Raw genomic sequence first — 24,605 nt, forward strand, 5'->3', positions numbered from 1 at the left:
GGCACCTACTGTCTGGTGATTCCACTTTCACACGGCTGGTAGGTACGACTAGTACCTACTAACGGAGTAGTCTAGTTGTAATGGCGTCTGAACCAATGTCGTTCGACGACTTCGAAGAAACGCAAGTCGAGGACGACTACGACGACGGAGTAGAGGAAATCAAGTTCGAAGTAGACGAGCCGGTCATCGGCGTTATCGTCGACATCGACCGCGACGTGGGACCGAACGAAAACGACGTGATTCACCTCGCCCGCGGCGGCGACCTCGGTGACCGAGTGAAGTTCTGGTCGAACGGCCAGATTCGCCGGACTATCGACAAGAAGGGTCTCGGCAACGGCAGTTGGCTCGCGGTCAAGAAGACCGCCGAGACCCGGACGTACGAAATCGAGCATGACGACGGCTCGACCGAGGAGCGTGAGTACCACGTCTTCGACGTGAGGGGCGAGTAATGGCGTCGCGCTACTCGCAGGGCCTCGGTGGCCTCGCGTCGGACTACGCGATGCTGCGGACCATCCCGGCGCTCCTGTCGGTCGTGTTCGTTGCAACGGGCCTGTACGCCTTCGGCGGCATCTCTGACATCACCATCACGTGGCTGTCGTCCTACACGCTGACGAGCGAGCACGCGACGCTCGGCGGGATTCTCGTGTACGCGCTGGCGTTCATGTCGAGCGAGACGAAATCGCTCGAACACTACGAGTACTGGGAGATGGCGTTTATCGTCGCGTCGCCTGCTGTCATCCTCGGCTGGCAGTACGTGACCGAAATCAAGGACCTCCTGCTCGGACTGGGCGACCCGCTGGGCGCGCAAGTCGCGTTCCTGATTACGGTCGTCGGCTGGGCGGTCGCCGTGAGGTAACCAGACCATGACTATTCCTTTCGGCCTCACCAGACTGGAAGCGACTGCGACGCTCGGCTACCTCGCCGCGTGTCTCGGTGCAGCTGCGTTCATCGTCACGGGAGGCCTCTGATGCGCGAGTTCGCTCGACGCGGGCTCGCGTTCGTCTTCGCGTTCCTGCTGATTGCGACCGCGTCGACGAGCGGCGTCGTGCCGGGCGCGTCGCCAGTCGGTGACGCCTCGGCTGAGTGGGTCGACTGTAACCTCACCGACCCGCTGCTCGGTGCGGCGTTCAACACCCTGACGGGTGCAGACAGCGGATGCCGCTGGCAGTCTGGTGATGTGACGGACTTCGAAAACGTCTCTAAGACAGATGGTTACGCGAGTGCGCTCGGTATCAAAGACGCTTCTGAGTCGTACACGACGACGACGGGCAACTTCCTCGAAGACACGCGCTCGGTTGCGTGGTCCAAAGCGAAACTCACCATCGTCAATGAGCTGAATAACGGCTCGTCGGCGGCGGATGCGAAAGCGGCTGCGAACGCGACCATCGAAGAGTATTACTCTAAGATGCAGCGCAACGTCTTCGCTGATTGGAACTCGAAGACCCACACGCTTGACTATATCCACACCGAGACGGGGGTCGCACTCGGCCCCAACGAACACACCCAGATTAAGGAGTGGGACAACAAGACCTACACTCTGTCGAACGGGACGGGTGTCGCTGTTCGCGTGATGGACTTCGCTAACGATGGTAATGACAACTACCACGCTGGTCCTACTACGTCAGTGATGCCTCACTCGACAGCCGACCCGGGTTTTGATGGCGGCCCGACGAACATCAAGGCGTACGACCCGAATTCGAGTGATGTGACGCTCATCTTGAACTCGGGGGAGTACGCCGGTATCCTCGACGAGTCGTATCAGCAATCGACTCAAGTCAAGGGTAACGTCGACCAGTACGTTGATGGTGTCTTTGCTGAGTATCAGGCGGGCGAGATTAACGCGACGAGCCTGCTCGACCCGACGACGATTGCCTCGCAAGCGGCGACTGAGTATAACTCGACGGGGTACTACTCGTTTGCCGCGGTGCAACTCGCGTCGCTCGGTGCGTCGGGAGACATCAACGCCTCACACACTCTCGAGATGGGAGACGGTACGACGCTGAACGGGACGCTCTACTACACGGGTGACGACGCGCCTGCTGGTGGTTGGGTGACCGGTCAGAACTACACCATCTCGAACTTTAGCGGGGCGTTCTACGTGGCCGCCCAACAGCAGGACGGCAACGGGAGTATCGTCGACCTCTCGTCGTACGAGAGCTTCACAATCACGGACGCGGTCAACACTCGGACTGGTGAGGCGCTGAACGCTACCCAGCCTGAGGCGTACGTCTACAATTCGACGAACGCGAGTGCGCTCGAATCCGAAATCGGCCGTCTCAAACAACTCCGTCAGGAGTACGAGACTGCCGGTTCGGGTGGGTCGTCATCCGGTGGTGGCCTCGACTCGCAGGCGCTCGGTATCGCGCTGCTGGTTGGCGCTGCTGCGGTGCTGCTCATCCAGCGGGAGGGCAACGAGTAGGATGCTCCTCTGGTTCTTGAAGCAGCTGCCCATCGGGACCATCGCCGGCGCGGTCGTGCTCGCTGGTGCTCTGCAACTCGCGGGCATCGACCTCGTCGGGATGGGTTCGGACCTGCTGCTCGACCTGCTCGGCGTGCCCGACTGGTCGGGCGACTGGTTCGGGTCGCTGCTGTAACGCTTGCCAACCTCCCTGCCCCACCCCTTCGTATGACTCGAATACACACCATCATACTCGTCAGTTGTATCGCTCTGCTGTTCGCCGTTCCCGGCACAGTCGCCGCCCAAGAGACCGCGACCGCGTCTGCTCCGACAGAGACGACGACAGCCGCGGCTCCGACCACGGCTTCGGAGTCGTCGAACGAGACGACGTACTACGGCGACGTGGCCGGCGACCCGCTGCTTCGCATCGTCGATGCGGAGTACCGCGACGGCACCGCCATCATCACGCTCGAAGCCGACGCCCCGCGGCTGGTGACGGTGACTGCCCCGACCGGCTCGACCTCGGCCGGCGTCGCTTCGGGGAACATCGTCCGTCGCTCTGTGCCGAACGGACGCTCGACGATTCGCGTCGCGTCGCCCGAACCGCGGGTGACGCTGACGACCTCGACCAGCGTCGGAAACGGCCAATACACGGAAATCCGGTTCGAGGACGGTTCGGCGCTTATCGCTGGTCCGTTCACCGGAACGGACGTGCGAGACGCGGCTATCGGCGGAACGGTCGGCACGTCGTTCGGTGCGCTCCTGATAATCGTCCGGCGGCGCTTCGGGCTCCACCGTGGCATGGAGCGTGTCGCATGAGCGACGACGCCGAAAGCAGTGCTGAGGCGCAGCGGCAACCCCCGGAGGAACCAGAGATGACTGCGGCCTCGACGACGGTCGCGCCGGACCGCGACGCGGGACGACTCGTGACGGCGTTCGTGTGGGTGATGCGCTACGGCGTTCACCTCGCTGTCGCTGGTTCGCTCCTGCTCGTCGGCCTCGTGCTCGTCTTCGACGTGCGCGTGCCTCGCTCGCTCCAAATCATCGGCCTGACGGCTGGTCTGTCGGCGGTCATCGCCGGGCGCTGGGTCGGCGGGCAGGCCGTCGACCTGATGGGCGGCCCGCAGATGATGTGGCTCGTCGACGTCGACCTGCTCGACCGCGACGGCGCGGGTGTCTACACCTGCCCGACGCCGCGGTGGTCCGAGTGGACAGTTGTCGATGGACAGCTGTGGTGGGCGACGCCGAACCTCGCGTTTGGCCGCGGCGTCGACCTCGACGCGCGGGAAGTCGCCGGGACGTGGGTCGGCTCGCTGCCGGACCCGGTGCTGGCGCGGGCGCTCGAATACCTCCGGTACAATCGCAAACAGTTGGAACCGAAGGCCCGGAAGGGCGAATCGCTCGAAATCAACTCCTTCGCTATCGTCCGGGCGGCGGCTGTCAAGACCGTGAAACACGTCGTGCGGACGTTCGAGAAAGGCGCGCTCCCGGACGACGGCGAGGCGCTGCACGCAGAGATTGATAGCGTGCTCGAAGACTTCGACCTGGACGGCTCGGATTCCATCTTCGACGAGGACCCGACCGAGTGGGCACCAGGTGACGGCGACCCGGCACCGGACCCGCTGGCCGACCTCGACCAGCGACGGAAGCAACACACGGCCAACGGTGAATCAGAATGAAACTCGAACTCGAACTTTCGACGCGCGAACAGTACATCATCGCCCTCTCGCTGTCGGTCGGCATCGTCGCTGGCCTGTGGTTTGGTATCCTGATGATACCGCCGCGGGCGCTCGACGTGCCGATGCGCTTCCTTGAGGACGGTTCGGTGTCGGCGTCGTACTACCCGGTGACGAACACGCACCTGTTCATCTCGGCGGCGCTGCCGCTGGCGACGGCATACCTCGTACGGAACCACGCGCGGGACGACGAGACGGACGACGCGGACGAACTCACGCCTGACCGCTCCGACGGTGACGGAGATGGGCGCGACTGCGCTCACGACCTCGACGGCAGTTCGACCCGCGAGTTCGGCCCGCATCCCCTCGACGGAGGTGAATCCGCGTGACCGACGAACGACTGCTGACGGCGGCGAAGCTGTACGAACAGGTGCGCGGCCGCATCGACGGCGACCACAGACTGCTCGACCACGCGGGCCTGCCGGTCTCGCAGGGCGACCACGCGAACCTGTCGTTCCTAAACTCGCTCGACCTCACCGACGACGACGAACTGGCGGACTCGTTCGCAGAAACCTCGCTCGGTCGCCTCGTCGATTCGTCGCTGCGGACCCAAGCCGCGACCCGCGCGGTGCAGTCGTCGCACGCGACCGCGCTTTCGTACCTCGTCGGCGTGACCCAGCAGGACCTCGACGCCAGTTCGCTGACGCTCCCGCTGCGGCTCGTCGACGAACTCGAAAACGGCGGTGGTCTCACGACCATCACCGGCGCGGGCAACCCGAACACGGGGAAGACGAACACGATGTTCCTGCTGAACGGCGACCTCGCGCGGGCGCACTTCGGTGATGACCTGCTGGTCATCTCGAACGTGGGGACGTGGGACGGCGCGGACATCGTGGTGCGGTCGATGTACGACCTGATGGACGTGCTGCTGACCCACCGCGAGCGGCCGAAGACCGTCACTATCGACGAAGGTTCGACGCACTTCGACGCCCGGACGTTCAGCCGCGAAGTTGCCTCCCAGTGGACGCCCGCGATTAAGCGGTTCTCGAAGCTCGGCGTCGAGTCGGTCGGCGTGGTGAGTCACACGGGGAAGGACGTGCATCCCGAACAGAAACGACTCTCGACGCTGTCGTTCTACAAAGAGGCACAGGACGAAGTGACGTTCTACCGCGACTGGGACGCTGATTCAGACTCGCCCGCTGGTGAGCTGTTCGGCGGCTCGCTCGTGAACCTCGAACCGACGCTGGAAAAGTACGACCCGGACGACGCCGCGCCGTGGGCGTGGAATCTGCCGAGTGATCTGTTTCAGGAGCAGTTCGAGGACTGGAGCGAGTTTCATGACCTCTTGCAACGTGCTGAGCCTGTGGAGAAACGCTGAGAAAGATATAATTTCCCACACGAAATCTTCGGATGTAGTGTACCGCTATACCCCGGACGAAATCGACTACGAGCGCGCCAACCACCAAGCGAAAATCCAGGACCGAAAGAACCTCGACGTAAAGCGAATCGGGAACCTCGGAGAGCTCGCGTTCGAACAGTTCTGCCGCGAATACCTCCCTGTCGAGCTGTGGGAGTGGAAGAACGAAGAAGCGATGCGGCGATGCAACCCTGAAAGCTTCTCGTCGTACGACTTCGAAGTGTTCGGCTACGAGGTTGACGTGAAGACCTCGCGCGACGTGTCCGCGTTCCTTCCCGAAACCCTCCTCGACAACGACCCGGATGACGACATCATCGTGATGGTCTGGCATCGAGACAACGAAGACAGCCTCATCCTGCTCGGCTGGGAGCGCACCGAGACGCTGAAATCGAAAGCGGCCTCGCAGGAGAAGTATTCCGGCGAAGAACCCGAGAAACTGGATCACCTCGCGGCCCGACCGATGAACGAACTCATCGACCTCGGACCGAACACGGCGTACATGAACCAGAAGCCGGAGAATCCGTTTTCGCCCGGCGACCGAGTGAAAAAGAAAGGCGACAAAGACGCATCCGTTGCGATTGTCGTGGAGGTACTGCCGCCGGAACAGAACACCGGCGCGTACGGTGTGGAGATGGAAGGCGAAGCGGTGAGCGTCGCGTTCCCGTCCAGCCTCGACGAAGGTCCAGGTAACTGGGAAACGATTCACCCGGCGCTGTATGCCTCGTACTGCTACGACCAGAATATCAGGCTCTACACGTACAAGCATTCAAATCTGGAGTTTGCTGGGGAAGAGTAGTCCCAACTTTGAACTGATGTTAGAGAAGTACGACCCGGACGACGCCGCGCCGTGGGCGTGGAACCTCTTGAGAGACCTGTTTCAGGAGCAGTTCGAGGACTGAGAGGAGTTCCACGAGTTACTTTTGTCATGATGGACTGAGTAGTGATCTCCATCACCACACAGTTATGTCTCAGAGTGCCGATAGTTATTATGTCTAATCCCTACTATATTCTTCTGTGAGAGAGGAATATATTGCCCAACATCTGGTGCACGCGTATCATCTGTCGATGTTTAGTATATCAGAGGATACAGATCATGTCCATGCGTTCGATAAGGTTTCTGAGAGTACATTTAAAGCGTCTGTATCCAATGTCGCTGTTGCTGACTGGTACTACGATGGGAAAGAAGAAGACCCCGAGACTGAGCTTTGGCTTCAAAAAATTGAGTCCGACGTTGTTGGTCAGACCGGCGCATACAATAAATTCAGGATTCTGAAGGACCTGTCAAATACACAGATAACCCGCGAAGATGTCCGTGCGATGGCGAAATATATTGCCTTACATGATGAAAGGACTGCTACTGTTCGGAAATGGCTCAAGAAGATTCCAGAACATATACTGAAGATTTATGACGGAAATATGACTGACGATTTCCGTGAAGAACTTGAGAGATCTATGGAAACAGATTCTCTTAGAGACACACATGTGAATGTGATGAAATCAGTAGTTTCTTCGGCTCAGACCTTGATTGATGAATTCTATTGGGCAATTCTCGAAAATGACACAGAGATCCCTCTCTGGACTTCTGATAATCCTGTTGCTAAAACCAATGAATATGATTTGAGCCCGTACGGTTCACTAGGTTTACATTCTCCTGGTATACAGATCTACTTTCCATTATCGCCAGATTCTGTTCTGGCTCTCTTTGACCCTGACCAATATTATTTAGCTAGTTCAGAGATCACAAATCCGGCAGAGATAAAGAAGTTAAACCGAATTCAGGTTGAATGTTGTGACCGGCAAGTTTACTCTTCAACATGTGATTTCTCGGATGCGAAAGAACTCATCTCACAATATCCTGAAATTGCAGATGAGGATTATACAAGACAAAGCTTCGGTACTGGTCTTCCAGATAGCCTGTGATAATTAACACCCACCCATCCACCCGCCCCCTTTACGGGTAAGGGTGGTGGGTGCTTGCTCACTCGCTGTTCTCTAACTCGGCGGCGTCGATCTCCCCGGAGAGATAGTCGCGCCCCTTCGAAGAAATCCGGTAGTACCCGCGCTCGACTTCTTCGATTAGCTCTGCTTTGCTGAGTTTACTCATTCGTCTGGAAACCCAGTTTCGAGTATAATCGAGATTCATCGCAACAACAGCTGGGCTGAGAATCAGATCAGATTCGTCTAAAAGCTCCAGTACCCGGTCGTCGGTCTGATTCATCCAATCGACGCGGGGGCGCATATCTCACCGTCAGTCTTTGACATATAAGCGATACCGAGACGTGGTCAAATAAACACGAATCACAATTTAGTAGAACACGAATTGTTGGGTTAAAACTAAGGTCCCTGACTGTATCCGCTATCTCATACGGAAGCTACACGCGACGCTGACTGTTGTGCAGTCGGCGTCAGAAAGCGGACCCGGTGCTCCAACACCGGCCCGCGGTGGCTCCCGTAATCAAGGTACGGAAGCATGTTTGCCTACACGACTCGGGCTATTGAAGCCCCACGACGGACGGCTGTTGATAGACTGACAGAAAGCGACTTCACTTTCGCTCAAACGTACACTTTCACTACGGGGCCATGGCTCAGTACTTTAACTAGCCCCCCCGAATGGATTACCCGGCTGACGGTCCCCTTCGAGGGCGCTCACCCTACCAAAGTTAGCACCCTCGACCCGGACCGCGGCCTCACAATGGAAGCCATGAATCAGTTATCGCACCCCGGTTGTAAGCGTAGCGAATGGGCCGGAAGTGAATCCGGTTCGGAGGTGATTCGATGAGCGACGAACTCGACCCGATTACCCCCGAGTCGGCAATGTCGTACTACCTCGACGCTCGTCGGTACGACCTCTCCCCGGACACGATTCAGTCCCATCGGTACCGCCTGAAATCGTTCGTCCGCTGGCTCCAGTCGCCGGACCACGGGTCGGGCGAAGTGATGAACATGAACGACGTGGACCTGCGGACGGTTCACGCCTACCGCGTGTTCAAGCGCGAGGAGAATTTCGAGGGCGACGACCCGTGTGCCGCGGTGACGATGAAGGGGCAGGTCTCGACGATTCGGACGTTTCTGAGCTACATCGCTGACATCAACGCCGTTTCAGAGGACCTCGCTGAGCGCATTCGGATTCCTCGGATTGAGGACGGAGAGGGAGTTTCGGATGCTGTGCTCGAGGCGGAGCGTGCGCGTTCGATTCTCGATTACCTCAATCGGTGGGAGTACGCGACCGTCGAACACGTCGCGCTGTTGCTCCTCTGGAGGACGTCGTGTCGGCTCGGCGGACTGCGGGCGCTCGACGTGTCCGATTTCGACCGGGAGGACAACGCGCTGTGTTTCCGGCACCGACCGGAAACCGGGACTGGCCTGAAAAACGGGTCGCACGGCGAACGCGACGTTTCGCTGAAGCCCCACGTTGCGAAGGTCGTCGGGGAGTACATCGACGGCCCGCACCGCGACCGGGTGACGGACGAACACGGTCGGGCTCCGCTGATTACGACGACCCACGGCCGGCCGTCGACGACGACGATTCGGATGTGGTGCTACAAGTGGACGCGACCGTGCGCGATTGGCGAGGGGTGCCCGGATAACCGGGTCATCGAGGACTGTGACGCGACGTACATCGAGCACGCGAGTAAGTGTCCGTTCTCGGTTTCGTCGCACCCGTTCCGTGCTGGCTCGATTACTGCGTATCGTGATGCCGGTACTCCTCGGGAGGTGCTGTCCGACCGTGGTGATGTGAGCGAGACGGTTCTGGAGAAGCACTACGACCGGGCTTCGTCTCGCCAGCGCATGCGCCGCCGCCAAGACTTCATTCCGGACGACCTATAAGAATGTTTAGGTACACGTTTCCGGGCTACGTCTGCCGGTCGAGCGACCGATATGTCAAAACCCATGGGGCCCATACGGTCCCGTTACGATTCTGAGCCGTTTACACCGGAGGGTACGGCTTCCTCCCTCGTTTCGGGCTGTCGGTCGGTCTCGGTCCTGACGCCTCTCGTACGCCCGGTTCGAAACTCACCATGCGGAGGCATCGTGTCTTCGAGTCGAATCAACTGCGAGAGCGAAATGTCGCGGTTCGGAAGCGACCGAGCCAGCTCGACCAGCGGGAGTAACTCCGACCGCAGAAGGCTTCCGCGACGATAGCCGTACGGTCGGGTCGGTACCGAGAGAGACAGTTCCGATTCGAGATACTGGTCGAACGGAGCGTTTTCGGTCGGACTCTCGGCGGTCAAGGCTCGGACTGACGTGGTTAGCTTCCTCACCGTGTTTATGTCGTTCCCCGCGTATGTTCTTCGTCTAACTGGCGCTGAGTTCGGAGTTGACTCGGCGACGACGAGCCAGACGGTGCGAAGACGACGACCAATTCCGTTGTGAAATTGGAGCTAGAAGGCTTCTAAACCCGGAATCACGGCGATAAGATACGTCTGAGAATTTTTATTATTATACCGAGTAAATGAATATCAATCGTTAAGTATGGTGCGTTCGACAGTGTCTATGTATGTCACGCGATAGCCAGTCTAACGACAATCGGCTCAGTCGGCGTCAATACGTCGCTGGGGCGGGAGCGCTTGCGACGATGGGGCTCGCCGGCTGCTCCGGTGGCGGCGGTTCCAATGACGGCGGCGACGGCAGTACTACTGAAGCGGGCGGCGACGGTAGTACTACTGAAGCGGGTGGCGACGGCGGTGACGGGGGAAGCAGCGCCCCGGTTGAGGTGCTTCACGGCTGGACCGGCGGCGACGGCGCCGCGGCAGCTGAAGCGCTCGAAGCGGCGTTCAACGAGGCCTATCCCGATGTCGGCCTCGACATGAACCCCATCGGCGGCGGCGGGAATCAGAACCTCGACGCCGTCGTGGCGAACCGGCTCCAGAGCGACGACCCGCCGGGCGCGTTCGCCAACTGGCCGGGTCCGAACCTCCTCCGCTACGAGGGCGTCCTCGGCAGCGTCGACGACGTCTGGGAGGAGAACAACTTCGAGGAAGTGATGATCGACGAGGCGGTCGAGCTTCACCAGCAGGGCGGCAGCTATCGAGCCGTTCCGCTGGGTTCGCACCGCCTGAACTGCCTGTTCTACAACGTTTCGGTCGTCGACGAGGCGGGCATCGACGTCGACTCGCTGAACAGTCCCTCGGCGCTCATCGACGCGTTCGAGACGGTCCAAAGCGAGACCGACGCGGTGCCGATGACCCACGCGATGTCCGGGACGTGGACGACGACGCAGCTGTGGGGCGCCGTGATGCTCGCCGTGAACGGCTACCAGCCGTACATGGACTTCCTCAACGGAGAGGGCTCCGAGAGCGCGGTTCGCTCGGCCTTCGAGACGACCGCGGAGATGCTCGAAAACTACATCTCCGACGACGCGGCGTCGCTCAACCTCACCGCGTCGAACCAGAACATCATCAACGGCAACGCCGCCTTCATCCATCAGGGTAACTGGGCGGCTGGTGCGTTCCGGAACGCCGAGAACTTCGCGTACGACGAAGACTGGGGCTTCAAGACGTTCCCCGGCACGGAGGGCATGTACACGCTCCACATGGACTCGTTCCTCTACCCGGCCGACAACCCGACGCCGGAGGCGTCGAAGACCTGGGCGGCGTTCGTCGGCAGCCCCGAAGCGCAGATCGCGTTCAACCAGTACAAGGGCTCGATTCCGACGCGAACCGACGTGAGCATGGAAGAGTTCGGACCGTACCTCCAGGAGACCGCCGAGGACTTCGCCAACGCGGAGTACCGTCCGCCGAACCTCCAGCACGGCCTCGGTGTCCCCTCCGAGACGATGACGGCGCTCAACGAAGTCATCTCCTCGGAGTTCACCGGCCCGTACAACGTCGACGCCGCGACGCAGGGGTTCCTGGACGCGGTCTCGAACTGAGCCCCAAGAAATGTCGAATTTTTACCAACGAGTGCGCCGCGCGATTACTCCCGGCTCGGCTGACGACCAGCGGGTCAACGATGCCGGCGGCGAGCGCGATGCAGTCCGCACCGACGGCGGCGTCGTGAACGAGGACTCCCGGAGTCCGGACTCCGAATCGGGGCCGTTGGACCGCCTCGCCGCGGGAATCGACGGACGGCTCGGGAGCGACTTCCTCGAATCGTCGATTTTCTGGGTCCCGCCGTTCCTGCTGATGGGGCTTTTCGTCTACGGCGCGGTCATCTGGAACTTCCTCATCTCGCTGACCGACTACCAGCGGTTCGCGAACGCGCCGGACTACTCGAACCTCGACTTCGAGATGTACACGCGGGCGCTCGCGGACTCGGGATTCATCGACGCCGCGGTCAACACGTTCATACTGCTCGTCGCGTTCACGGCGGGGACGCTCGCGGTCGGTCTCATACTGGCGATTCTCATCGACCGCGGAATCCGATTCGAGAACTCGTTCCGGACGATCTATCTGTTGCCGATGAGCCTCTCGTTCGTCGTGACGGCGCAGTTCTGGCTGTGGATTTACAACTACAACAACGGAATCGCCAACCGCGTCATCGGTCTCGTCGGCGTCGGCCCGATTAGCTGGCTCGGTAATCAGGCCATCGTCCTCTGGGCGGTCATCTTCGCGTTGATGTGGCAGTTCTCCGGGTACGCGATGGTCGTGTACCTCGCCGGACTCCGCGCGATTCCGGACGAACACTACGAGGCGGCGAAAGTCGACGGCGCGTCGACGCTGAAGATGTACTGGCGGGTCATCATCCCGCAGTTGAAGGGCGCGACGATAAGCGCCGCCGTCGTGCTGATGGTGTTCGGCATGAAGGCGTTCGACTTCCTTTACTCGCTGGTCGGCGGCTACCGGCCGCCGAACGGTGCCGACATCTTAGCGACGAAGATGGTCCGCGAGGCGTACGCGAACCTCAACTGGGCGTACGGCGCGGCGATTGCTATCGTCCTGTTTGCGATGGCGCTCGGCGTTATCGGCCCGTACCTCGTCTACGAGTACCGGAGGAACAACCTATGACAGACGACACGCTTCGAACGGACGGCGGAACGGCGACGTTCACGGCCCGACTGCGCCGGAACGTCGAGCAGATGACGATAGAGGACGCCGGTCTGTACGTCGTCCTGCTGTTGGCGGCGGGGTTCTATCTCGTCCCCATCGAGTCCGGACTGGTCACGTCGATCAAGACCGGGACCGCAATCGTCGAGACCGCTCCGTTCGCCCCGCCCGGGCCGTCCGGGTTCACGCTGGAGAAGTGGCAGGCGGCGGTCGAAGCCCTGCTACGCGGGATGGGCAACAGCATGCTGTACGCCGTGCCCGCGACGGTCATCTCGGCGTTCGTCGGCAGCATCACGGCGTACGGGCTGACGATTCCCGACTGGAAGCAGTCGTACAAGGCGCTGGTCTTGGCGCTCATCATCGCGGGCATCTTCATCCCGTACCAGGCCGTGTTGGTGCCGCTGACGCAGTTCTGGTCGCAGTGGGCCCAGCTCACCGACCTGCTGTCGTTCGTCTGGGCGCTCGGTGTTCCGAACGACTACGTCGGCATCGTCGAACTCGTGGTGACCCACGTCGCCTACGGGATTCCGATCTGTACGCTCCTGTTCCGGACGTACTACAAGACGATGAGCGAGGAGATGATCGAGTCCGCGCGCCTCGACGGGGCGACGCTCCGGCGGGTGTACCGGCGGATCGTCTTCCCGCTTTCGGGACCGATGTTCGCCGTGGTCCTCATCTACCAGTTCACCCAGATTTGGAACGACCTCCTGTTCACGCTGGTGCTCGTCTCGACGGAGTCGAGTCCGGCGGCCCCCGTCGTGTTGATTCTCGCGGGGCTCGGCACCTCGCTCGAGGGACAGGACTTCGCGCTCCGGATGGCCGGGGCGTTCTTCGCGGCGCTCCCGACGCTCGCGGTGTACATCTTCTTCGGCGACGAGTTCGCCGAGGGGGTGGCGGCGTGACGCGTCGTCACGGCGACGCGACCGCCGTCGAGACCGTCTCGCACGGCGACCGCGGCCACCGGCGGCGACTCCCGGCGCGGCGCGGAACCGACAGCTCACCAACGATACCTACTCAGAGATATGGCAACGCTTGAACTCGATTCGATAACGAAGACGTTCCAGGACGGCGACGACGAAATCGTCGCTGTCGACGACATCTCGATGTCGATTGACGACGGGGAGTTCCTCGTCGTCGTCGGTCCGTCGGGCTGCGGCAAGTCGACGACGCTCCGGATGATTGCGGGCCTGGAGACGATTACGTCGGGCACGATTTCGCTCGGCGACCGCGTCATCAACGACGTGGCCTCTCAGGACCGCGACATCGCGATGGTGTTCCAGTCGTACGCGCTGTACCCGCACATGACCGTCCGCCAGAACATGTCGTTCGGTCTGGAGGAATCGACCGACCTCCCGGACGACGAAATCGGTCGGATGGTCTCGGAGACGGCCGACCTGCTCGACATCCCGAGCCTGTTGGACCGGAAGCCGAGCGACCTCTCGGGCGGCCAACAGCAGCGCGTCGCACTCGGTCGCGCCATCGTGCGCGACCCCGAGGTGTTCCTGATGGACGAACCGCTCAGCAACCTGGACGCGAAGCTCCGCGCGCAGATGCGGACTGAGCTCCAGCGGCTCCAAGACGACCTCGGCGTCACGACCGTCTACGTCACCCACGACCAGACGGAAGCGATGACGATGGGCGACCGCATCGCCATCCTCGACGGCGGGGAGCTCCAGCAGATTGCGACGCCGCTGGAGTGTTACCACGAGCCCGCAAACCAGTTCGTCGCGAGCTTCCTCGGCGAGCCGTCGATGAACTTCTTCGACGTGACTCGCGAGGGCGACCGCCTGGTCGGTGACTCCTTCGAGTACCCGGTCGGCGCGGAGATACGCGACGACATCGGCGACGTGACCGACCTCGTCCTCGGGATTCGACCCGAGTCCGTCGAACTCGTCGAGGCCGCGAGCGGCGACCACGACTTCGAGATGACGGTCGACGTCGTCGAGCCGATGGGCGACGAGAACACGCTGTACCTGTATTTCGAGCCCGACGCGGACCCCGAGACCGCAGAGACGCTGGTCGCGACCACGGACGGCCTCACGCGCATCAGTCCGGGCGAGACGGTCGTCGCGCAGATTCCGGAGGAGGCGATCCACCTCTTCGACGGCAGGACGGGCGAAGCGCTCCACAATCGGTCGATGGAAGAAGCCGCACAGCAGATCGACCTCGGCTAACCGCCCCGTCTTTTTCGGTCGTTCGACCCCGCGCCGTTTCTCTTCTCACCAGGGGGTGGTCCGGCCGACGCCTTCGGCGACGAGCGCCGCGGCGGCGACGTGAGCGTACGCACACCAGCCGAGCGCCAGGAGGGCGGCGACGCTCCGCGAAATCGTCGCCGCGAGCGCGCTCCACGCGAGGACGACGAGGACGGCCGCGCCCACCCACGCGAAGAAGTACGTCCCCGAGGCCGCCCCGCGAAGGGCGTCTCGACGGAGCCCCGCGCGGAGTCCCTCGTGAACGCTCACGGCGGTCGCGGCCGGAAAGAGATACGCGCAGACGACCGTGACGAGCAGCGCGACGGTCGCGAGCATCGCCGTCGTCACGCCGGTCAGCACGGCCGGAATCGAGCCGGTCGCGGTCACGTAGCCGACGGCGACGACGGTGACCGCGGCCGGGAGGAGGTAGACGGCGGCGACGCCGACCACTCGCCCGGCGAGTCTGAGCGTCTCGGTCGTCGCCAGCGGGGGAAAGCCGTCGCCGGCGAGCACGCCGCCGACGAGGCCGAGGAAGACGACGAGGGGGACGACCGCGGCGAGCGCCGGGGCCAGAAACGTGAGGTCTGGCCACAGTCGCGCTGCGAGTCGGAGGAGCGTCCCACCGACCAGCAGCGCGACGAGACACGTCGCGGTGCCGTCCACTCGCGCCCGGTCCGCGAACGGGTACCGGAGGGCGTCGACGAACACGTCACTCACTCCGCGCGCGGTCGGTGACGCCGCGCGCCGGCGAGTCGTCGGCCGGGCTGAACACAGGTCGGAACACGGCTATTCGCTCGACGGCACCGCGCAAAAGGGTGTTGATCGCACGCCTGAGCGCATCCGACGCCGTCGCGCTCGCGGTGCGCGACGAGGGCGGAACGGTCCCGCGAGACTGGGACTCCGTTCGCGGTGACCGCGCCAGCGTGCGAGTGCGCCCCCCTTCTGACAGGCTCCCACGAGGCAGCTCCCGGCCGACGGACAGTATCGTAATGAATATGATAGTTACTGCGACACGGTCGCCACCTCACGGCCGTCTCGACCGAGTCCGTGCTGCCACTTCACACGCTTCAGTCGCCGTTTTAGAAGCGATAATCCGATATCGACAAACGAGATTTTAGGCCACACGAAAAATTGTTCGTTCTCGGATAAGTATTAAGTGGTCGCAGTCCCAACTACCAGTCGAGATGAGCACACAGAAGTCAGTCCTCAAGGAAGCAGGCAGCGTCGGCGACAACCCGGTTCGACTCGACACCGAGAAAGCCGAGCAGATTATCGAAGCGCTGAACACCGACCTCGCGGACGCGTACGTCCTCTATCACCAGCTCCACAAGCACCACTGGAACGTCGAAGGTGCCGAGCACCTCCGCATCCACGAGTTCCTCCAGGAGGCCTACGAGGAAGTCGAGGAGGCCGCCGACGAAATCGCGGAGCGCCTCCAGTCCATCGGCGGCGTCCCCCACGCCAGCATGCCCGCGCTGAGCGAGGCCGCGACGGTCGAGCCCGAAGACGAGGACGTCTACGACATCCGCACCTCGCTGTCGAACGACCTCGAAATGTACGGCGACATCATCGAGAGCTACCGCGAACACATCGAACTCGCCGCGGGTCTCGGGGACCACGCGACGGCGCACATGCTCCGCGAGCAACTCATCGAAATCGAAGAACACGCCCACGTCATCGACCACTACCTCGAAGACGACACGCTCGTTCAGTAAGCGCCGCCGCCGACGCGTCGGAGGACGCCGTTTTCGTTCCGACGTTCGACGCTTTTTCCCGCGGTGATTCCCGCGACGCGTAGCTCCCGTACTCGTCGCGCTCGCGTCCCGAGCGCGCCCGTTCGAACGGGACTACCGCGTCACGTCGATAGTCACGTCGCTCGAAATCCAGCCGTCGCTGTTGCCCGACTCCATGAACACCGACTTCCCCGGTCCACCCTTGCAGACGGATATCTCGGGGGAGTCGGGTCGGTCGGGCTCCGACACGGATTCAGAGTTCGACTGCGTACCAGCGGCCATTGCGATGCTTTAGGGAAACCTAAAACAAAAAGGGTACGGTTCCGTCGCGGCAAATCAGTGCTATTTGTTGACGAGCATCAAGGCTCGTTCGGATTTACGCCGATGCGTTCAGCTCGCGGGGTTGTCCGGGGACGACGTCGATTCCGACCCAGCCGCCTGACGCGCTCCGTCGCGGTCGCCGTCGCCGCGAAGCAGCGTCGCCGAGAGGCGCTCGGCGACCGTCGGGCTGACGTTTCCGACTAGTTGCATCGCCTCGCCTTCGTGGTCGTTGACGCCGAGCACGTCCCGGCAGAACCGCGAGAGGATTTGGTAGGTGTCGTAGAGGTCCGCGGCGGCGTCGCGCCCCTCCGCAGTGAGCGTCGCGCCCTCGTAGGGCTCGTAGTCCACGAGTCCCTTGGCATCGAGGTTCTGGAGGCGCTCTGTCGCCGCGGGCGGCGAGCGGTCGAGCGCGTCGGCGACGTACCCCGGCGAAATCGGTGACTCCTCGTCGTCCTCCCGCTCGGCGATGTACAGCGTGAGGAGATACTGCGGCGCGCCGATCATACGCGGCGGACGAGGTGGTCGCGCACGGCTCGCTGACAGTCCGCGCAGCTGTCGTCCACGCGGGTCGCGGCCGCCAAGACCGGGTAGTCGGTCGCGCGGTCCTCGTAGAGGTACGTCGCGAGGAATCGGTGGTCAACTTCGACCGCCGCGGTGTGGTGGGTCGCCCCGTTGAGGTGTCGCTGTCGCTCGCGGACCAGTCGGTCGCACGCCTCGCGGTGGCCGGCGAGCGTCTCGTGACGCCGCCGGAGGGCGTCGAACCCCAGCTCCGAAAGCGGCGTCTCGTCCGCCCGTGCCACCCAGTCTTCGCACTCGTCCAGCACGGCGAGCGCCGCCCGAAGCGACCGCTCTTCGCCGTCGAGCGCCCGGCACATCCCGTCGAGACCTCGCTGTCGCTCCGTCGCCGCCGACACGACCGCCTCTTTGACCGCCGGCGTGAACCGGCTCCCGGCGTCCGGGGAGAGCGCCGTCGCGACCTCCGGGCCGAACTCCTCGCGTATCGTCACCGCGAGCGGTTCGGATTCGCTCACGTCGGAGACGCTGTGCGGGCGTATCGTCTCCGCGAACAGCTCGCGGACCCGCCGTCGACCCTCGTCGGCGGCGTCGTCTCGTCGGGTCGCCGCCGCCACCGACGCGGCCCCGCACGCGGTCGCCCGGGTGGTCCCGGCCGGGGGGCGCGCCGACTGCGCGGCGAGCTTTCGCACGCGGCGTTCGAACCGCTCGACGGCCCGTCGCTTCGCCAGCACCTGTTCGCGCTCGCTCGCGACGCGGTCAAGCGCGTCTCGGACGCCCGCGGCGCAGTCAGCAACCACGTCTGCACCTCCGAACATCCGGCGCGTCCGACCGCGACAGTACACTCGGACCGGCGGGTTCGACGCCGAGGCACTCGCGCATGGTCAACACTCACCCGCGACGGTTCCGCCACCGCACGCGAGCGCGCCGTGTCGGTTCGGTCTCGACGACCGGTGCGACTCCTTGTCGGCCATACCATTTAGGCCAACCTAAAACAACATAGTGTCTTCGGTTTTTAGGGCATCCTAAACAGAGGTCGCACGGCGGTCACGCGGTCACTCCTCGGGCCCGTCCGGTCGATTCCCCTTCGGGACGCCCCACCCGAGTTCGGTGAGCGACGCCACGCAGACCGCCGCGACGACGACGTGCATCACCATCAACACGAGGACGCCCGGCACGGTCGCTCCGGGGTCGACGTACAGGAGCCCGATGTCGGGGAGGAACGACGCCACGAGCACCGCGACAGCGACCCTGAAAAACGTCCGGTCCGCGTCGGTGACGCGGCCCGTGAGCAGTCCGTAGACGAGCGTCGCCGCGACCGCGCCGGCGGCCGAGAGGAACACGACCGGCGGGTACGAAAGCGGTGCGAACGGCTCGACGAGCCCCGTTCCGAGGACGAGCGTCAACAAGAGCGCGTTCGCGACGCTCGCGACCGCCGCGGTCGCCAGCCCGCGACGCGCGAGGTCCGTCCACGTCGGGCGGACCGAGGGTGTCACGGTTGCCATGCTATGATGTAGCACGCCACGGGTGATGAATCTACGCGTCTTCGGTGACTCGTGACGCTCCGCGAGTCCGACGCGTGGGTCGAACGCGGTCGGGGTGGTACCCCGACTCAGTTCCCCGATTCGGCCCCCCGATGCAGTCCGCTGACTGCCTCCCGGCGTCAGTTCTCGGTCAGGAGCCGACGGAGCACGTAGTGGAGGATGCCGCCGTGTTCGACGTACGTCACCGCGGCGGGCGTGCCGACCTGCGCGGTCACGTCGAACTCGATTTCGGTCCCGTCGTCTTTCGTGGCGACGACGGTCAGTTCGTCGTTGACGTCGAGGCCGTCGTCGAGGCCGCGGATGTCGAACTGCTCGGAGCCGTCGAGGCCGAGCGACTCCCACGAATCGCCGTCTTCGAACTGGAGCGGGAGGACGCCCATGCCGACGAGGTTGTCGCGGTAGATGCGCTCGTAGCTCTCGGCGATGGTCGCGCGCACGCCGAGGAGGTCGGTGCCCTTCGCCGCCCAGTCGCGGCTGGAGCCGGTCCCGAACTCGACGCCCGAGAGGACGACGAGCGGGGTCCCCTCCTCGCGGTAGCGCTGGCTGGCCTCGAAGACGGTCGTCTCCTCGCCCGTCGGGTGGTGAATCGTGTAGCCGCCCTCCACGTCGTCGAGCATCTGGTTTTCGATGCGGACGTTGGCGAACGTCCCGCGCATCATCACCTCGTGGTTGCCGCGGCGGGAGCCGTAGGTGTTGAAGTCCACGGGATCGACGCCGTGGTCCACGAGCCACTGGCCGGCCGGGAGCTTCGACCCGAACGGTCCGGCCGGGCTGATGTGGTCGGTCGTCACCGTGTCGCCGAGCGTCAGGAGACAGCGGGCGTCCTCGATGTCGGAGACGCCGGGTTTCTCCAGCGGGAAGTCCGTGAAGAACGGCGGCTCGCGGATGTAGGTCGACTCGTCGTCCCAGTCGTACACGTCGCCGGTCGGCGCTTCGAGCGCCTCCCAGCGCTCGTCGCCCTCGAACACCTCGGCGTACTTCTCGCGGAACATCGACGGGTCGACGCTGTCGTGGATGGTCTCTCGTATCTCGTCGGCGTCCGGCCAGATGTCCGCGAGGTAGACCGCGTTGCCCTCGTCGTCGGTGCCGAGCGGGTCGGTTTCGAGGTCGATGTCCATCCGCCCGGCGAGGCCGTAAGCGACGACCAGCGGCGGACTGGCGAGGTAGTTCGCGCGAATCTTCGGGTGGATGCGCGCCTCGAAGTTGCGGTTGCCGCTGAGGACGCTCGTCGTCCACAGCCCGTGTTCGTCGATGGCGTTCTCGATGGGTTCCGGGAGCGGTCCGGCGTTGCCGATGCAGGTGGTACAGCCGTAGCCGACCACGTCGTAGCCGAGCGCTTCGAGATGGGGGAGCAGGCCGGCCTTCTTCAGGTACTCCGTGACGACGCGGCTCCCCGGCGCGAGGCTCGTCTTCACGTACTCGGGCACGTCGAGGCCCTTCTCCAGCGCGTTGCGCGCGAGGAGGCCCGCGGCGACCATGACCGACGGGTTCGAGGTGTTCGTACAGGAGGTGATGGCGCTGACGACGACGCTCCCGTGGCCGATTTCGACCGTCTCGCCGCCGAGGTCGACTTCGACGCGTTTCGTCAGCTCACCGAGGTCGGGTTCTTCCGGGGCCGCCTCGGGCGTCTCGGTCAGCGTCCCGCCGTCGCCCGCGAGTTCGCCGTCGTCGCCTCCGCCCCCGCCCTCGCCGAGCCAGCGGACGATGGCCTCCTCGTCCACGTCGGCGACATCGTCCTCGAACTCGCCGTAGAGCAGGTTTCGGAAGTGCGTCTTCATGTCGCCCATGGCGACGCGGTCCTGCGGGCGCTTCGGCCCGGCGAGGCTCGGTTCGACCGCCGAGAGGTCCACGTCGACCGTCTCCGTGTACTCGGGGTGTTGCTCGCCGAAGAGGCCCTGCGATTCGAGGTACTCGCGGACGAGTTCGATGTGTTCGGGCTCGCGGCCCGTGAGTTCGAGGTAGTCCAGCGTCGCCTCGTCGACCGGGAAGACGCTGATGGTCGACCCCTGTTCGGGGGCCATGTTGGAGATGGTCGCCCGGTCGGGGACAGACAAGTTCCCCACGCCGGGGCCGAAGAACTCGACGAACCGGTCGACGACGCCGACCTCGCGGAGCTGTTCGGTGACGTGTAACACGAGGTCGGTCGCGGTCGCGCCCTCGGGGAGTTCGCCGTCGAGTCTGACGCCGACGACCTCGGGGAGCTTCATCGTGATGGGCTGGCCGAGCATCGCCGCCTCGGCCTCGATGCCGCCGACGCCCCAGCCGACGACGCCGATGCCGCCTATCATCGGCGTGTGGCTGTCGGTGCCGACGAGCGTGTCGGGGAGGAGCCAGCGGTCGCCGCGCCACTCGCGGTCGTGGACGACCCGCCCGAGGTGTTCGAGGTTCACCTGGTGGACGATGCCCGTGCCCGGCGGGACGACGCTGAAGTTGTCGAAGGCGTTCTGCGCCCACTTGAGCGCCTTGTAGCGCTCGGCGTTGCGCTCGTACTCCAGTTCGACGTTCTTCTCGTAGGCGTCGGGCGAGCCGAAGAAGTCCACCTGCACGCTGTGGTCGATGACGAGGTCACAGGGAACTTCGGGCTCGACGAGTTTCGGGTCCTCGCCGGCGCGGTCGGCGGCCGACCGGAGCGCCGCGAGGTCGACGACGGCGGGCACGCCAGTCAGGTCCTGCAACACGACGCGAGACGGCGTGAACGGGACTTCGACGTTCGGCACGTCCGGCTCCCACGAGGCGGCGTTTCGCACGTCCTCCTCGGTGACGATGTCGCCGTCGACGTTTCGCAGTACGGACTCCAGGAGGATGCGGATGCTCACCGGGAGCCTGTCGAGTTCGCAGAGGCCCTGTTCTTCGAGTACGGTCAGGTCCGCCATCTTGTACGTGGTTCCGTCGTGTTCGAACTCACGGATGGCGTCCAGTGTCTCAGTATCGCTCATGGTCGACCGATAGGGTCTCCGCGGGCTTGAATGCGGGACTCGTTCTCACACCGTCGGAATCGGGGCGAACGCGGGGCGTCGCGGCTCTCGGAACCGTTTCGACGCCGGGGGTCGGCCGCCGCGACGCCGGCTACTCCTCGGGGACGCCCGCGACGCCGACGAACTCGTCGACCTCGTCTTGGACGTACCGGCGGACGCGCTCGCAGTAGTCCCACAGGAGGTCGTTGAACTGCTCGCGCTCCGGTTCGGTCAGGCTCTCGCCGCCCCGCGACCACGACGACGGAATCTCCGGATGGCGGGTGCAGACGACCGAAATCGGGTGGTTCTTCGGATGGCCCATGACGACGGCGTACTCGTCCGTCCCCCAGAGCCCGTCGTCGCCGTCGCCCGCGAGTTCCGCGTCCACCTCGTCGAGAAGCTGCCGCTCCTCGGCCGTGACGGCGGCGTCGTCACCGGCGAACAGCTCGCGGTACGCCCGGTCGCGGGCCGTGTACGTCCACCCGTCGAGTCGCTCCCGCGCCTCGCGGAGGAGTCGTCTGTCAGCTTCCATGCGTATCAACAGGCGCGCCGAGGCCATAGGCGTACGCCCGCCTGAAGCGCGCGACCCCGGCGTCGGGTGGACCGCACCCGACGACGACTGTGCGTCGCTCACTCCCGCGCCGCGGTCAGCTTCTCCCCGAGTCGGTCGGCGTCGACGCGGAACTTGAACGCTGGTCGGCCGTCGACGTAGACGTAGGGCACGCGCTCCCCGTACTTCTCGCGGAGTTCCTCGTCGCTGTCGACGTTCACGAGGTCGATATCGACCGTGACATCCACCTCGTCTGCGACCTCGCGAACGGTCGCTTCGGCCTCGTCGCAGAGGTGACACTCCGTGCGCGTGTAGATGACGATGGGGACGGCGTCGCTCATCGTCCGATGTCGTCGCCGCGGCCTGTTGAGTCTTCTCGTCGTATCTTATCAGATTACAAATTTGTTTCTAAATCGGGTCTGTTTGAGTTTTTAATCTAACAGTATCGGGTGTCAGAGTTAGAACCCGTCCGAGAAAACGGCTGACTCCGGCGTCGTATACGTCTCATCGAATCGAATATGTTAATTTTTGTCTGTTGATAATACGTCGTAAATTTTCTAACTCAGAACCGAATACATAACGAACGAGTACAATTTATGACAGTCGATACTGACGCACCCGAGGCGGACGGTCGAAACCGGTTCGTCTACGTGACGGCCGCGCTCGCCGCCCTCAACGGACTGCTGTTCGGGTTCGACACGGGCATCATCTCGGGCGCGTTCCTCTACATCAGAGACGCGTTCACGATGACGCCGCTGGTGGAGGGCATCGTCGTCAGCGGCGCGCTGGCGGGCGCGGCACTCGGCGCGGCGCTCGGCGGCTACCTCGCAGACCGATGGGGGCGCAGGCGGCTCATCCTCGTCAGCGCCGTCGTCTTCTTCGTCGGCTCGCTGGTGATGGCTATCGCGCCGACCGTCGAGGTGCTCGTCGTCGGGCGACTCATCGACGGCGTCGCCATCGGCTTCGCCTCCATCGTCGGCCCCCTGTATCTCTCCGAAATCGCGCCGCCGAAGATTCGCGGTTCGCTGGTCTCGCTGAACCAACTCGCGGTCACGGTCGGCATCCTCTCGTCGTACTTCGTCAACTACGCCTTCGCCGACGGCGGGCAGTGGCGCTGGATGCTCGGCACCGGCATGGTGCCCGCGGTCATCCTCGCGGCCGGGATGGTGTTCATGCCCGAGAGCCCCCGCTGGCTGGTCGAACACGACCGGGAGTCGAAGGCCCGCGACGTGCTCTCGCGGACCCGCACCGACGACCAGATTCGGGCCGAACTCGCAGAGATTAACGAGACCATCGAGGCGGAAGACGGCGGCCTGCTCGACCTCCTCGAACCGTGGATGCGCCCGGCGCTCGTCGTCGGCGTCGGCCTCGCCGTCCTCCAGCAGGTCACCGGCATCAACACGGTCATCTACTACGCGCCGACGATTCTCGAATCGACCGGCTTCGAGTCCTCGGCGTCCATCCTCGCCACGGTCGGCATCGGCGTCGTCAACGTCGTCATGACCGTCGTCGCGGTCGTTCTCATCGACCGTCGGGGCCGCCGCCCGCTGCTTTCGGTCGGCCTCGCGGGGATGACGCTCACGCTCGTCGCGCTCGGCGCGGCGTTCTACCTGCCGGGCTTTTCGGGCTTCGTCGGCACGGTCGCCACCGGGAGCCTCATGCTCTACGTGGCCTTCTTCGCCGTCGGTCTCGGCCCGGTGTTCTGGCTTCTCATCTCCGAGATTTACCCGCTGAAGGTCCGCGGGACGGCCATGGGCGTCGTCACGGTGTTCAACTGGGTGGCGAACCTCGCGGTATCGCTCGCCTTCCCCGTCATGGTCGCAGAAATCACGACCGCGGGGACGTTCTGGGTGTTCGCGGCGCTGAGCGCCGTCGCGCTCGCGTTCACCTATCGGTTCGTCCCCGAGACGAAGGGGCGGTCGCTGGAGGCCATCGAATCCGACCTCCGGGAGAATGTGCTCGGCGGGTCGCCGGACGGGTCGTCGGCCGGGACCGTCTCTGACGACGACTGAGGGGACGCCGACGCGCGGCCCGACCTCTCGCGCGCTGGGCGGCGCGCCGCGGTCCGTCCTCAGCCTCGACGATGCCCGTAACGTCGTCGCTCGCAGCACCGAGTCGTCGACGCTCGGGGGTCGCGGGTCGCGCGAATCTCCCAGTAGATGGTTCTTGTGGCCGACGCCCGGCTGACAGCTGTCGCCAATCCGCCCCGAAACGCGGGTGACGGGAGTCCTGTCGGGTGATTCGGTCGCGGTCGACGTTTTTGATTTCGATACCGGAGGCGAACCGTTGATATAGGAGAAGCGACCAGTCACAAACCGATC

The 24,605-nt window shown here is 63.7% G+C and carries 26 protein-coding genes; 17 read left to right on the forward strand and 9 right to left on the reverse strand.

Annotation, left to right across the window (positions count from 1 at the left end):
• Window positions 1-80 precede the first annotated feature (80 nt).
• The 10 genes from DEQ67_RS02705 (at window position 81) to DEQ67_RS02750 (ending at window position 7,411) form a co-directional block, all read left to right on the forward strand.
• A complete protein-coding gene (locus tag DEQ67_RS02705; RefSeq protein ID WP_226908717.1) occupies window positions 81-449 on the forward strand; it encodes a hypothetical protein in 369 nt (122 codons plus the stop codon).
• The gene (locus DEQ67_RS02710) at window positions 449-856 is read left to right on the forward strand and encodes a hypothetical protein (RefSeq protein WP_015060815.1); all 408 of its coding nucleotides are present in this window, start codon (window positions 449-451) and stop codon (window positions 854-856) included. The genes DEQ67_RS02705 and DEQ67_RS02710 overlap by 1 nt, the downstream gene beginning before the upstream one ends.
• 189 nt (window positions 857-1,045) lie before the next feature.
• The gene (locus tag DEQ67_RS02715) at window positions 1,046-2,419 is read left to right on the forward strand and encodes a hypothetical protein (RefSeq protein WP_424020161.1); all 1,374 of its coding nucleotides are present in this window, start codon (window positions 1,046-1,048) and stop codon (window positions 2,417-2,419) included.
• 1 nt (window position 2,420) lies between these two features.
• Entirely contained in the window at window positions 2,421-2,594 is a 174-nt protein-coding gene (locus DEQ67_RS02720) for a hypothetical protein (protein WP_004043505.1), read from the forward strand.
• Window positions 2,595-2,626: 32 nt separating this feature from the next.
• The gene (locus tag DEQ67_RS02725; RefSeq protein ID WP_115860438.1) at window positions 2,627-3,217 is read left to right on the forward strand and encodes a hypothetical protein; all 591 of its coding nucleotides are present in this window, start codon (window positions 2,627-2,629) and stop codon (window positions 3,215-3,217) included.
• The gene (locus DEQ67_RS02730) at window positions 3,214-4,077 is read left to right on the forward strand and encodes a hypothetical protein (RefSeq protein WP_233505995.1); all 864 of its coding nucleotides are present in this window, start codon (window positions 3,214-3,216) and stop codon (window positions 4,075-4,077) included. The genes DEQ67_RS02725 and DEQ67_RS02730 overlap by 4 nt, the downstream gene beginning before the upstream one ends.
• Complete coding sequence (locus DEQ67_RS02735; protein ID WP_115860436.1) at window positions 4,074-4,463, forward strand: hypothetical protein; 390 nt, start codon at window positions 4,074-4,076, stop codon at window positions 4,461-4,463. The genes DEQ67_RS02730 and DEQ67_RS02735 overlap by 4 nt, the downstream gene beginning before the upstream one ends.
• Window positions 4,460-5,452: a hypothetical protein gene (locus DEQ67_RS02740; protein WP_115891377.1), complete on the forward strand. Its 993-nt coding sequence runs from the start codon at window positions 4,460-4,462 to the stop codon at window positions 5,450-5,452. Before DEQ67_RS02735 ends, DEQ67_RS02740 begins: the two co-directional genes overlap by 4 nt.
• Window positions 5,412-6,287, forward strand: a complete 876-nt coding sequence (locus DEQ67_RS02745) for a hypothetical protein (RefSeq protein WP_233509303.1) — start codon at window positions 5,412-5,414, stop codon at window positions 6,285-6,287. Before DEQ67_RS02740 ends, DEQ67_RS02745 begins: the two co-directional genes overlap by 41 nt.
• A gap of 218 nt (window positions 6,288-6,505) precedes the next feature.
• On the forward strand, window positions 6,506-7,411 hold the full coding sequence (locus tag DEQ67_RS02750; RefSeq protein WP_115891375.1) for a DUF4238 domain-containing protein: 906 nt from the start codon (window positions 6,506-6,508) through the stop codon (window positions 7,409-7,411).
• 58 nt (window positions 7,412-7,469) lie between these two features.
• Here the strand turns inward: DEQ67_RS02750 and DEQ67_RS02755 are convergent, their stop codons facing one another.
• Complete coding sequence (locus tag DEQ67_RS02755) at window positions 7,470-7,730, reverse strand: MarR family transcriptional regulator (RefSeq protein ID WP_115891374.1); 261 nt, start codon at window positions 7,728-7,730, stop codon at window positions 7,470-7,472.
• Between the two features lie 536 nt (window positions 7,731-8,266).
• Here DEQ67_RS02755 and DEQ67_RS02760 point away from each other — a divergent pair.
• From DEQ67_RS02760 to DEQ67_RS02780, 5 genes are all read left to right on the forward strand, one after another.
• Window positions 8,267-9,319 carry a tyrosine-type recombinase/integrase gene (locus tag DEQ67_RS02760; protein WP_115860428.1) on the forward strand — a complete coding sequence of 351 codons (1,053 nt, stop codon included), beginning with the start codon at window positions 8,267-8,269 and terminating at the stop codon, window positions 9,317-9,319.
• A gap of 886 nt (window positions 9,320-10,205) precedes the next feature.
• Window positions 10,206-11,363 carry an ABC transporter substrate-binding protein gene (locus tag DEQ67_RS02765; RefSeq protein WP_004044400.1) on the forward strand — a complete coding sequence of 386 codons (1,158 nt, stop codon included), beginning with the start codon at window positions 10,206-10,208 and terminating at the stop codon, window positions 11,361-11,363.
• Between the two features lie 31 nt (window positions 11,364-11,394).
• Window positions 11,395-12,438 carry a carbohydrate ABC transporter permease gene (locus tag DEQ67_RS02770; protein ID WP_115891373.1) on the forward strand — a complete coding sequence of 348 codons (1,044 nt, stop codon included), beginning with the start codon at window positions 11,395-11,397 and terminating at the stop codon, window positions 12,436-12,438.
• Entirely contained in the window at window positions 12,435-13,379 is a 945-nt protein-coding gene (locus DEQ67_RS02775; protein ID WP_004065238.1) for a carbohydrate ABC transporter permease, read from the forward strand. Before DEQ67_RS02770 ends, DEQ67_RS02775 begins: the two co-directional genes overlap by 4 nt.
• 120 nt (window positions 13,380-13,499) lie before the next feature.
• Window positions 13,500-14,651: an ABC transporter ATP-binding protein gene (locus DEQ67_RS02780; RefSeq protein ID WP_004065237.1), complete on the forward strand. Its 1,152-nt coding sequence runs from the start codon at window positions 13,500-13,502 to the stop codon at window positions 14,649-14,651.
• A 45-nt stretch (window positions 14,652-14,696) separates the two neighbouring features.
• Here DEQ67_RS02780 and DEQ67_RS02785 read toward each other — a convergent pair whose 3' ends face one another.
• Window positions 14,697-15,386, reverse strand: a complete 690-nt coding sequence (locus DEQ67_RS02785) for a hypothetical protein (RefSeq protein ID WP_004065236.1) — start codon at window positions 15,384-15,386, stop codon at window positions 14,697-14,699.
• 467 nt (window positions 15,387-15,853) lie between these two features.
• Here DEQ67_RS02785 and dpsA point away from each other — a divergent pair, with 467 nt between their 5' ends.
• On the forward strand, window positions 15,854-16,384 hold the full coding sequence (dpsA, locus tag DEQ67_RS02790) for a DNA starvation/stationary phase protection protein DpsA (RefSeq protein WP_004065235.1): 531 nt from the start codon (window positions 15,854-15,856) through the stop codon (window positions 16,382-16,384).
• A gap of 132 nt (window positions 16,385-16,516) precedes the next feature.
• Here the strand turns inward: dpsA and DEQ67_RS02795 are convergent, their stop codons facing one another.
• From DEQ67_RS02795 to DEQ67_RS02825, 7 genes are all read right to left on the reverse strand, one after another.
• Window positions 16,517-16,684, reverse strand: coding sequence for a hypothetical protein (locus tag DEQ67_RS02795; RefSeq protein ID WP_004065234.1), 168 nt, complete (start codon window positions 16,682-16,684; stop codon window positions 16,517-16,519).
• 108 nt (window positions 16,685-16,792) lie between these two features.
• Window positions 16,793-17,227, reverse strand: coding sequence for a metal-dependent transcriptional regulator (locus DEQ67_RS02800; RefSeq protein WP_004044393.1), 435 nt, complete (start codon window positions 17,225-17,227; stop codon window positions 16,793-16,795).
• Window positions 17,224-18,054, reverse strand: coding sequence for a DUF7260 family protein (locus DEQ67_RS02805; protein WP_223173877.1), 831 nt, complete (start codon window positions 18,052-18,054; stop codon window positions 17,224-17,226). Before DEQ67_RS02805 ends, DEQ67_RS02800 begins: the two co-directional genes overlap by 4 nt.
• A gap of 237 nt (window positions 18,055-18,291) precedes the next feature.
• Window positions 18,292-18,741, reverse strand: coding sequence for a DUF6069 family protein (locus tag DEQ67_RS02810; RefSeq protein ID WP_004065231.1), 450 nt, complete (start codon window positions 18,739-18,741; stop codon window positions 18,292-18,294).
• A 158-nt stretch (window positions 18,742-18,899) separates the two neighbouring features.
• Window positions 18,900-21,716 (reverse strand): aconitate hydratase, encoded by a 2,817-nt coding sequence (locus DEQ67_RS02815; RefSeq protein WP_115860426.1) that lies wholly within the window; start codon window positions 21,714-21,716, stop codon window positions 18,900-18,902.
• Between the two features lie 130 nt (window positions 21,717-21,846).
• Window positions 21,847-22,266 (reverse strand): DUF7539 family protein, encoded by a 420-nt coding sequence (locus DEQ67_RS02820; protein ID WP_004044389.1) that lies wholly within the window; start codon window positions 22,264-22,266, stop codon window positions 21,847-21,849.
• Between the two features lie 98 nt (window positions 22,267-22,364).
• Window positions 22,365-22,625, reverse strand: a complete 261-nt coding sequence (locus tag DEQ67_RS02825; RefSeq protein ID WP_004044388.1) for a glutaredoxin family protein — start codon at window positions 22,623-22,625, stop codon at window positions 22,365-22,367.
• Between the two features lie 255 nt (window positions 22,626-22,880).
• Here DEQ67_RS02825 and DEQ67_RS02830 point away from each other — a divergent pair, with 255 nt between their 5' ends.
• Window positions 22,881-24,296, forward strand: coding sequence for a sugar porter family MFS transporter (locus tag DEQ67_RS02830; RefSeq protein ID WP_115802176.1), 1,416 nt, complete (start codon window positions 22,881-22,883; stop codon window positions 24,294-24,296).
• Window positions 24,297-24,605 lie beyond the last annotated feature (309 nt).

The sequence above is a fragment of the Haloferax sp. Atlit-48N genome, assembly GCF_003383015.2.
GTDB classification, from domain to species: Archaea; Halobacteriota; Halobacteria; order Halobacteriales; family Haloferacaceae; genus Haloferax; species Haloferax volcanii.